We start from the raw sequence: 10,212 nt of genomic DNA, 5'->3' as shown, positions 1-10,212 counted from the left end.
ATGAATTATCCATAGTATGTAAATAATACAATATTTGAAGAAATATTAAAATCTCAAATAGCTAACTTTTCAACTTTCCTCAAATGTTGTAAAATTCTCTTATAAGAATTACAGGTAGGGTAAGGAATGCGCTTAAGAAACATCGCAGGATCACGTGAGGTGATCGCTGATAGCAATTTTACTGTTAAGGATCCGGAGAAACTAAAAGGTCTTTGGAAAAAAGAAGTTTTTGGCAATGACAATGAACTTCATATTGAGATTGGAATGGGAAAGGGCAGATTCCTCATGGACCTGGCTACACTGAATCCCAATATCAATTATGTAGGTATAGAAAAGTATTCAAGTGTACTTCTCAGAGCGATCCAGAAACAGGAACAGCTTCTTTTACCAAATGTTAAGTTCATCCGAATGGATGCAGAAGATATAACGGAAGTATTTGCTCCGGCGGAGGTAGATAAGATTTATCTTAACTTCTCAGATCCTTGGCCTAAGGACAGACACGCTAAAAGGCGTCTTCCATCAAGGCAGTTCCTTGGAAGATATGACCAAATCTTAAGACCGGATGGCGTTGTAGAGTTCAAGACTGATAATAAGGATCTTTTTCAGTTTGCACTTGATGAGGTGGAACCTGCAGGCTGGAACTTAGATGCAGTAACATACGATCTTCATCATGACCCTGTTATGAATGAGGGCAACGTGATGACAGAGTATGAGGAGAAGTTCTCATCACTAGGTAATCCAATTTACAAATACATTGTAAGCAGAAAGGGGATTAAATAATGGACTATAATTTAAACAGTCAGAACTTTGATGAGGAAGTATTGAAAAGCAAATTACCGGTTCTTGTTGATTTCTCTGCAGACTGGTGCGGTCCTTGCAAAATGATGGCGCCACTTATCGATGAATTTGCTGATGAGTACGAAGGGGAGCTTAAAGTAGGAAAGATAAATGTAGATCAGTCACCTGACATTGCTCAGAAATATAACGTTATGTCGATTCCAATGTTTGCATTCTTTAAGGATGGAGAGGTTATCGAGACAGCAGTTGGAGCATTAAATAAGACAAAACTTCAGGGTATCATAGATAAGGTGCTGGCCTAAGGGTCAGCACTTTCTGTTAGGGGACCAAGGTTTGAAATCAGGTAAAAGATCTGATTAATTGGGAGAAACGTTTTGGGAGATAAGATTACTAATTTTTCTGATTACAAAAAAAGAGAAGTTGAGGGTGGCAAGGATAACAAAGATATCAAGGCAGAAGAGCCCAAGGATTTATTTGCCACTACAGAGATCAACAATATTGAAATAGAAGATCCTTATTCATTTTTTACGGCAGAAGAGCGCGAAGAGTTCCTTCGTGAGCAGGCGAAAAATCAATCATCCAGGCCTGAAGAGGAACCTGAGGAAAAAGAAGAAAAGCAGGGTCCAAGTCCAAGGCCTCGCAGAGAGCGCGATTACCAGGATGATCGTGAAGAAGATGATTATGATGAAGACGAGGATGAGGATGAAGATTACGATGAAGATGACTATGATGACGACGATGAAGACGAAGAGTCACATAGAGGCATAACACCGGAGCTTCTCGTAAGAGTAGCCTCTGTTATAACAGGCGTCTTTATTCTTGCTTTGCTTGTCTTTTTTGCCAAAGTGAAAATATTTGATAGATATATGAACGATCCAGATACTCAGGAGACTGTTGTGACAGCGATTCCTGAGGGATATACACTGACCAATGACACAGTTACTCTGACGGCAGATCTTAACCTTAGGTCTGTGCCAAGCTCTGAAGATGCGAGCACTATCAAAGCAATAGCTCAAAAAGGAACAACACTGAAGAGAATCGCTGTAAGTAGTGATGGCTATTGGGCTTTGGTAGAGTATGAAAACATGCAGCTTTACGCTTCTATGAAGTACTTATCTACTCCTTGAGTGAAGCCATGTGTAAAACTTGTCCTCAGCTTCAGCGAGATTATTGCTTGAGCGTGAGAACATATCCGCATGAGACAGTACTTCGTTACTGGAAGTGTCTTTGGCGTAAGCTGCTATTTTTTCAGCGCAGTTTGCCTCTAAAGACTGATAGTCCATGTTCACCAAAAGAGTATTATGCAGAGATTTAATTGATGAATAAATGGTTGGGTATTTCTTTTGAACCAAAGCCATTTCATCCAATATCTGTTCCCTGCTCTGAAGGCAGAACAGAACATAGATAGATTCAACAATCTCAGTAGGCTCAATCTCGTCCTGATATGAGTTATCCTCATAACCATCCTGAGTAGAGTAATACTCACAGATCTCTTGTACAAGAGATCCTATCTTTGTGCTATCATATAGTTTTTGAAGTTCGTCAAATTTTTTTTCGCTCATATAATTAGTATAACAAAAGAGGAAAAAATAATGAAGATTGGCATTTTTGATTCTGGCATAGGAGGTTTGTCTGTTCTTCACGAAGCCTACCACCAATTGCCGGGACAAGAATATATTTTTTATGCAGATACGGAGCATGTTCCTTATGGATTAAAAACTAAGGAACAGATACTTGGCTACGCAATAGAGATAACAGAGTTTCTCATAAAACAGGGCGTTGACGCTATAGTCATAGCCTGCAACACCGCAACCAGTGTGGCTGTAAAGGAACTGAGAAAGCGATATAGCCTGCCAATACTGGGGATGGAGCCAGCTGTAAAACCTGCCGTTGAAGGAACAGATAAAAAGCGTATAATGGTTATCGCTACGCCTGTTACGATCAGGGAAGATAAATTAAAAAATCTGCTTCACAGGGTAGATGAGGACCATAGAGTAGATCTTCTTCCAATGCCAAGACTTGTGGAGTTTGCGGAGAGAGAAGAGTTCGAGTCAGAACAAGTCAGAGAGTATATAAACAGCCAGTTCTCAGAGTATGACAAAGATGGCTATTCTGCATTGGTGCTTGGGTGTACACATTTTAACTATTTCAAGCCTTTGTATAAGGAATACTTTGGTGATGATACTCTGCTCATAGACGGAAACCTTGGAACTATCAGGCATTTAGCTGATGTTACAGGAATTACTCTTTCTGATGATCCGGATAGGGTAGTTTATTTTGATGAGCACCACAATATATTGTGTGATACAAAAACAAAATATTATTTTTCAGGAAATGAAGTAAATGATGAAAAAACGTTAGAACACTTGAAAAGACTGCATAACAGGCTTGAACAGGTACGAAAAATCGATTAAAAACAGACCTTGAATTAATCTATATAATGTATTATTATATAGTTACGACCACAACATATAGTGATTTTTTAAAAAGACCGACATGTTTATTGCTAGATGATAGACATGTCTAATTTATGGGAAAAAACCAGGATTTTTTAAACTTTAGAAGGGGGTTCTTATGAAAATAATTAAGAGAAGCGGTAAAGAAGTGATCTTCAATGGCGATAAGATCATAGCTGCTATTGAGAAGGCAAACAACGAAGTTACCGACGAAAAAAAGCTTACAGCTGGGCAGATAAGCGATATTGAGAGAGCTGTAGAGAGTCAGTGCGCATCACTTACACGTGCAGCAAGCGTTGAGGAAATCCAGGATATGGTTGAGGATGGCCTCATGAAATCAGGTAAACTTGAGGTTGCCAGAAAATACATCACATACCGCTATAAGCATGCTCTTGTCAGAAAGTCCAACACTACTGATGAGCAGATCATGTCTCTTATTGAGTGCAGCAATGAGGAAGTTAAGCAGGAGAACTCAAACAAGAACCCTACTGTTAACAGCGTGCAGAGAGATTACATGGCAGGTGAGGTATCTAAGGATATCACAAGAAGATTCCTTCTTCCTGAAGACGTTGTAAAGGCACATGAAGAGGGACTTATCCACTTCCATGATTCAGATTACTTTGCACAGCATATGCACAACTGTTGTCTTGTAAACCTCGAGGATATGCTTCAGAACGGAACAGTTATTTCTGAAACAATGATCGAGAGACCAAAGAGCTTCTCAACTGCCTGCAATATTGCAACACAGGCAATCGCTCAGATCGCAAGCTCACAGTACGGCGGACAGAGTATTACTCTTTCACATCTTGTACCATTTGTTGATGTTTCAAGACAGAAATTCAGAAAAGAAGTTGCTCTTGAGTTTGAAACTGCCGGAATGAAGATCAACAAGAAGCAGGTAAACGAGATCGCAGAGATGCGAGTTAAAAAAGAGATCGAAAGAGGATGCCAGGTAATTCAGTATCAGGTCATCACTCTTATGACAACAAATGGACAGGCTCCATTTATTACAGTTTACATGTATCTTGACGAAGTACCAGAAGGTCAGGAAAGAGAAGACCTTGCTATGGTTATCGAAGAGATGCTCAAGCAGCGTATCCTTGGTGTTAAGAACGAGAAGGGACAGCTTATCACACCAGCATTCCCTAAGCTTATCTACGTTCTTGATGAGGACAATATCCATGAGGATTCCAAGTACTGGTATCTGACAGAGCTTGCTGCTAAGTGTACAGCCAAGAGACTTGTTCCTGACTACATTTCAGCTAAGAAGATGAAAGAATTAAAGGGCGGCGATGTATATCCTTGCATGGGATGCAGAAGCTTCCTTACACCTGATAACGAGAATGTAGCAGAAGGTCTTTGCAATAAGGATAATAAAGCACATGCTTTGAACTACAAAGAAGGCGATCACAAGTATTATGGTCGTTTCAACCAGGGCGTAGTTACAATCAACCTTGTTGATGTAGCTTGCTCATCCAATAAGGATGAAGAGAAGTTCTGGCAGCTTATGGAAGAGAGAACAGAGCTCTGCAAGCGAGCACTTATGTGCAGACATAACAGACTTCTTGGAACTCCTTCAGATGTAGCGCCAATCCTTTGGCAGAACGGAGCTTTGGCAAGACTTGCTAAGGGAGAGACAATTGATCCTCTGCTCTTTGGCAACTATTCAACAATTTCTCTTGGATATGCAGGTCTTTGCGAATGTACAAAATACATGAAGGGTGTATCTCATACAGATCCTAGAGGAAAAGACTTTGCACTTAAGGTAATGCAGTTCCTTAACGACAAGTGTGCAAAGTGGAGAGCTGATACAAATATTTCTTTCTCACTTTATGGAACACCACTTGAGTCAACAACATATAAGTTTGCTAAGTGCCTTCAGAAGAGATTTGGTATCATTCCTGAAGTAACAGATAAGAACTATATTACAAACAGCTATCATGTTCATGTAACAGAGCAGATCGATGCTTTCACAAAGCTTAAATTCGAATCTGAGTTCCAGGCCCTTTCACCTGGTGGAGCTATCAGCTATGTTGAAGTTCCTGACATGAACAACAACATTGAGGCAGTTATCTCAGTTATGAAGTACATCTATGAAAACATCATGTACGCTGAGCTCAACACAAAGTCAGATTACTGCCAGTGCTGTGGTTATGACGGAGAGATCAAGATCGTTACAGATACAGACGGAAAGCTTATTTGGGAGTGCCCTAACTGTGGAAACCGTGACCAGAACAAGATGAACGTAGCAAGACGTACATGTGGTTACATTGGAACACAGTTCTGGAACCAGGGACGTACACAGGAGATCAAAGAGCGAGTTCTTCATATGTCAAACCCAAAATGCAGTTAATACGTGTATGAAAAAGTTTATTACATAAAAAGTGAAGAGCCGGGAGAAATCCCGGCTTATCGCTTATCAGAGAGGTATACTATGAATTACGGGCAGATTATATATACAGATGTTGCAAATGGCATAGGGTGCAGGACCTCATTATTTGTATCTGGATGCACGCATCATTGCAAGGGGTGCTTTAACGAGATGACCTGGGACTTCAACTATGGTGAATTGTTCACCAAGGCAGTAGAAGATGAAATAATTGAGTCATTGAAACCGGCCTACATCAATGGGATAACTATTCTTGGAGGTGAGCCTATGGAGGTGGCTAACCAAAAGGTACTATCTCCATTTATCAAGCGTATAAAAGATGAATGCCCGGGAAAAACAATATGGATCTACTCAGGATACGTATGGGAAGAACTTACTGATCCCAATAATAAGCGTTGTCACGGGGAAGACACCGAGGCCATCCTTTCTATGCTAGATGTATTGGTAGATGGGGAGTTCATTTTGGATAAAAAAGATCTGATGCTCAGATTCAGAGGTTCCTCCAATCAGCGAGTAATTGATGTTCAAGAGACACTTAAAACAGGAAACGTAGTCTTATCCAAATATAATGACAGAGACGAATCAAGAAAAGCATGACATCTTAAACTATACTTATAAAACTACTCATAATGCAGCTCCTTGGAGATTTCCCATAGCATCGATATAGACACTTCTGTCGTCAATATACAGGTCACAGGTGATCTTCCTGCTGTTGTTTCCGTAAAGCTCTACTATCTCAGGCAGATTGTCATTGACCGCATCAAAAGACAGACCGTGGTCCTCACACCATCTTGTGGCATCCATCAGCGCCTGCCCAGCACGGCAGGTCCAGAGGATGAGCTTATTTCCGGCAGCTTTTTCTTTAATCAGATATTCTATTAGTGTCTTATTGGGTGCACCCAGATCCGGCCAGTTGCTATAGCAAAGCGTTCCATCAAAGTCCACCGCAATGATCTTATAATCTGTTTCCATAGCATTTCCTCATAACAAATATCGAATATATGTTCCGAACAATTGTTTGTGTATTTCATATAATACACTTGTCGAACAAATGTTTCAATCGAACAGATTATAAAATTTTTGTGATGGAAGTTGTGATGGAAGACCATTTCATGGAGGCATGTATTGTGCCAAGTTAAGTGTGTCAGGAACCCCCCGGGGGGCTTGTGTGGCGGATTTCACAATGCTATCCTTTTCATTGTGTGAGGTGATTCAGACACAGTGGAGGATACAATATTATGAAGAAAAAGTTTTTAGCAGCACTTCTTGCTGCAACCATGACACTATCAATGGTAGCTTGTGGTTCAGGTGCAGACACACATACAACAGAAACGCAGACACCTGCTGATACACAGGCAACAACATCTGAGAATCAGACAGCTGACGCAAGCCAGTCTACGGCTACAGGTGAAAAGATTCTTCACACTGCAGCATCTTTTGCTTATCCAAGTCTTGACGTACACAAAGAGTATTATGGATGGTACACATCAATTTATGGTGTTTCAGAGGCACTGTTTAAGCTTGATGAGACCATGAGCGCAGTACCATGCCTTGCCAAAGACGCAGTAGCTGATGGCAGCACATGGACAATTACACTTAATGATGGAGTTCAGTTCTCAAACGGAAACCCTCTGACAGCTGATATGGTCATCAGAAACCTTCAGCGTCTTGCTGCAGAGAACAGCAGATTTGCTTATCTTGGCGATTTTGAAATGACTGCTACAGATGACAAGACAATCGTTATCGATACAAAGGAAGTTTATCCTACTCTTAAGAACGACCTTGCAAGTCCTGAGTGCGGAATGATCGATCTTGATGCAACAACAGATTTTGACAACGCACCTGTATGCACAGGACCATTTGTTATTACAGAGTTTATCCCTGAGGGAGACGTAACAGTAGCAAAGAACGAAAACTACTGGGGCGGCGATGTTAAGCTCGACGGCGCTGTATTCTACTACATGCAGGAGGATGATCCCAAGCTCCTTGCTATGCAGAGCGGCGAGATCGACTGCTACAACAGCGTTTCATCAGCAGCTCTTGAGGTTTATAACCAGAGCCCTGATCTGTACGATGTAGTTTCAATTCCAGGTGCACGTCTTCAGTTCTACATTCTCAATGAGAATACACTTGATGATTCTGTGAGAGAAGCAATCAATCTCACTGTTGATAAGGACAAGATTGCAGAGTACCTTTCAGGTACAGTATCTGCAGCAGTTGGACCATTCTCAACATCAGCTGCTTATGGCAAGGTAAATGTTCCTGCAGTAGATACTGCCAAGGCAAAAGAGCTTTTGGAGGCCGATGGTTATACACTTGGAGCTGACGGCATCTATGAGAAGGATGGACAGAAGCTTAGCATCAGCATTGCATATTATGCAGCAAGATCTCTAGATACTCTTGCAATCCTAATCCAGGAGCAGCTTAAGGCTGTTGGTATTGATTCAACACTTAGAGTTGAGGAAGATCCGGATGCTACTTACATTGCAAACGCTGATTTTGATCTTGCTCTTTACTGCATGATCGCTGATAAGTCAGGTGATCCTCTTTACTTCATCGACTCAACTCTTGCAGACGGAGCTTACTACAATGTAGGTGGATTTGAGAGTGCTGAATGCCAGAGCATGATTGAGCAGCTCAGAATTGAGACAGATACTGCAAAGAGAGCAGAGCTTGCCAACAAGATCGTTCAGATTGCTATAGATGACAATGCATTTGGATATGTTGGACTTTTCAATAACACTACAGTTCTTCGTAAGGGCGTAAGCGGATTTGCTGAGTATGTTCCTTTCGATTTCTATGGAGTAGACGCAGAGACTGACATTAATGGCTAAACAAATACTTAAAAGGATCCTGGGACTTGCCCTGATACTTTTAGTGCTGAGCTTTCTTGTGTTTGGCATAATGTATCTGGCTCCCGGTGACCCTGCGGAAAAGAGACTCACCTCCCAGGGTGTGGTGGTCACAAAAGAAATACTGCAAGCGGAGCGGGAGAGGCTTGGCCTCCTCCGCCCCTTTATCGTTAGGTACGCGGAGTGGCTTTCGAATGTTCTTAGGGGAGATTTTGGCGTTTCCTTTAAGGATGATCTTCCGGTCGCGCCAAAACTGATAAAAGGGCTTAAGAACACATGTGGACTGGCTTTAACCAGTCTGCTTTTGGCGCTTATAATCTCTTTTCCACTGGGAATAGTGTCAGCGGTCAAAAAAGGAAAATTGGTAGACCATATTGTCAGGCTCTTTTCATTTATAGGTAATTCTCTTCCGAATTTCCTGATATCAGTACTTTTGATGTATCTGTTTTGCATACATATCAAGGTCTTTCCCGTAATTGCAGATGGAAGCATCAAAGGACTTATGCTCCCTGCGCTTTCTCTGGCAATACCCATGGCAGGAAGGTTTACAAGACAGATTAGGAGCGAACTCTTAGATCAGCTTGGGGAAGAGTATGTTGTGGGAATGAAGTCCAGAAAGGTAAAGGGCAGATTTATTCTTATCAACAATGTCCTTAGAAACAGCCTTGGACACATACTTACAATAATCGGCCTTCAGATCGGAACCCTGATGGGAGGCAGCGTTGTTATTGAGAATATTTTCAGATGGCCGGGTATCGGCAAACTTGTGATGGATTCCATAACAGCCAGGGACTACCCTGTGATCATGGGCTTTGTGCTTATTATGGGAACAATCTATGTTGTTATAAATCTGATAGTTGATATTACCTACAGGCTTTTGGATCCGAGGTCTTTTTAATGAACCATAAACGGAAAAAGATTAACAGAATAAAAGTAATAATATCTGCAGGTGTTGCACTGCTTTTGGTGCTTATAGCTCTTTTCGCAAGTGTTATTGCACCTAATGATCCATATGCAACAAGCGCATCAGCCATAAGGTCAGCTCCGTCCGGGGAATTTCTGTTTGGAACAGATAACCTGGGAAGATGCGTATTTTCAAGAGTTTTATATGGAGCAAGGACAACTATAGCAGCTACATTTATATTGGTTGCGATTTCTTTTATCCTTGGGAGCTTTATCGGAGTACTTAGCGGATATTATGGCGGAATATTGGATGAAATTATGATGAGGATTGCCGATATTATGCTGGCATTTCCTCAGATGGTAGTAGCCATCGCGGTTGCGGGCATTCTTGGAGGAGGACTTTCAAGTGCCATGATCGCGCTGGGAATAACTATGTGGACCGGGTTTGCCAGACTTGCACGGAGTCATACTTTTGCCATAAAGAATTGCCCCTACGTGCAGGCTGCGAAATTGGCGGGAAAGAGTGGGGCGGCTATAATGATGGCCCACATACTTCCCAATATAATAGCACCACTTCTTACAAATGCCCTTACACAGATAGGAACAACAATGATAGGTATTTCGGGCCTGTCTTTTTTGGGACTTGGAGTTGTGCCACCCACTGCTGAGTGGGGCTCAATGATCAATGAGTCCAGGGCATATATACAGATAGCACCTTGGGCTGTGCTGTATCCGGCAATTGCTACCATAGTCACCATCATAGTATTTAATTATCTTGGGGACTGCGTCATGGAATATAGAGATGAGGATTAAG

General features: G+C 41.6%; 11 protein-coding genes. 9 read left to right on the top strand and 2 right to left on the bottom strand.

Annotation, left to right across the window (positions count from 1 at the left end; all coding sequences use genetic code 11):
- Positions 1-126: 126 nt before the first annotated feature.
- The 3 genes from trmB (at position 127) to C4S54_RS16125 (ending at position 1,925) form a co-directional block, all read left to right on the top strand.
- On the top strand, positions 127-780 hold the full coding sequence (gene trmB, locus C4S54_RS12870; RefSeq protein WP_022772228.1) for a tRNA (guanosine(46)-N7)-methyltransferase TrmB: 654 nt from the start codon (positions 127-129) through the stop codon (positions 778-780).
- A complete protein-coding gene (gene trxA, locus C4S54_RS12865; RefSeq protein ID WP_022772230.1) occupies positions 780-1,100 on the top strand; it encodes a thioredoxin in 321 nt (106 codons plus the stop codon). The genes trmB and trxA overlap by 1 nt, the downstream gene beginning before the upstream one ends.
- A gap of 72 nt (positions 1,101-1,172) precedes the next feature.
- Positions 1,173-1,925, top strand: a complete 753-nt coding sequence (locus tag C4S54_RS16125) for a hypothetical protein (RefSeq protein WP_200821074.1) — start codon at positions 1,173-1,175, stop codon at positions 1,923-1,925.
- On the opposite strand, the gene C4S54_RS12855 is transcribed toward C4S54_RS16125, so the two are convergent.
- The gene (locus C4S54_RS12855) at positions 1,911-2,360 is read right to left on the bottom strand and encodes a hypothetical protein (protein WP_146059996.1); all 450 of its coding nucleotides are present in this window, start codon (positions 2,358-2,360) and stop codon (positions 1,911-1,913) included. The genes C4S54_RS16125 and C4S54_RS12855 overlap by 15 nt on opposite strands.
- Before the next feature lie 30 nt (positions 2,361-2,390).
- Here C4S54_RS12855 and murI point away from each other — a divergent pair, with 30 nt between their 5' ends.
- The 3 genes from murI to nrdG all read left to right on the top strand — a co-directional run bounded on the left by murI (position 2,391) and on the right by nrdG (position 6,240).
- Positions 2,391-3,212 (top strand): glutamate racemase, encoded by an 822-nt coding sequence (gene murI / locus C4S54_RS12850; RefSeq protein WP_103869879.1) that lies wholly within the window; start codon positions 2,391-2,393, stop codon positions 3,210-3,212.
- A gap of 160 nt (positions 3,213-3,372) precedes the next feature.
- Positions 3,373-5,607 carry an anaerobic ribonucleoside-triphosphate reductase gene (nrdD, locus tag C4S54_RS12845; protein ID WP_022772235.1) on the top strand — a complete coding sequence of 745 codons (2,235 nt, stop codon included), beginning with the start codon at positions 3,373-3,375 and terminating at the stop codon, positions 5,605-5,607.
- 81 nt (positions 5,608-5,688) lie between these two features.
- Positions 5,689-6,240 carry an anaerobic ribonucleoside-triphosphate reductase activating protein gene (gene nrdG, locus C4S54_RS12840; RefSeq protein ID WP_103869878.1) on the top strand — a complete coding sequence of 184 codons (552 nt, stop codon included), beginning with the start codon at positions 5,689-5,691 and terminating at the stop codon, positions 6,238-6,240.
- 27 nt (positions 6,241-6,267) lie between these two features.
- Here the strand turns inward: nrdG and C4S54_RS12835 are convergent, their stop codons facing one another.
- Complete coding sequence (locus C4S54_RS12835; protein WP_022772237.1) at positions 6,268-6,615, bottom strand: hypothetical protein; 348 nt, start codon at positions 6,613-6,615, stop codon at positions 6,268-6,270.
- 266 nt (positions 6,616-6,881) lie between these two features.
- On the opposite strand from C4S54_RS12835, the gene C4S54_RS12830 reads away from it, so the two are divergent.
- Genes C4S54_RS12830 through C4S54_RS12820 form a run of 3 tightly spaced genes read left to right on the top strand, consistent with a single transcriptional unit; the run spans position 6,882 to position 10,211 of the window.
- Entirely contained in the window at positions 6,882-8,477 is a 1,596-nt protein-coding gene (locus tag C4S54_RS12830) for an ABC transporter substrate-binding protein (protein ID WP_103869877.1), read from the top strand.
- Positions 8,470-9,393 carry an ABC transporter permease gene (locus C4S54_RS12825; RefSeq protein WP_022772240.1) on the top strand — a complete coding sequence of 308 codons (924 nt, stop codon included), beginning with the start codon at positions 8,470-8,472 and terminating at the stop codon, positions 9,391-9,393. Before C4S54_RS12830 ends, C4S54_RS12825 begins: the two co-directional genes overlap by 8 nt.
- Positions 9,393-10,211 (top strand): ABC transporter permease, encoded by an 819-nt coding sequence (locus tag C4S54_RS12820; protein WP_103869876.1) that lies wholly within the window; start codon positions 9,393-9,395, stop codon positions 10,209-10,211. Before C4S54_RS12825 ends, C4S54_RS12820 begins: the two co-directional genes overlap by 1 nt.
- The last annotated feature ends 1 nt before the right edge of the window (position 10,212 follow it).

Origin of the sequence: Butyrivibrio sp. Su6, from assembly GCF_900108105.1 — a bacterium.
In the GTDB taxonomy this organism is placed as follows: Bacteria; Bacillota; Clostridia; order Lachnospirales; family Lachnospiraceae; genus Butyrivibrio.
The sequence above is the reverse complement of the archived record's forward strand: the minus strand, read 5'-3'. Positions and strand labels throughout refer to the sequence as shown.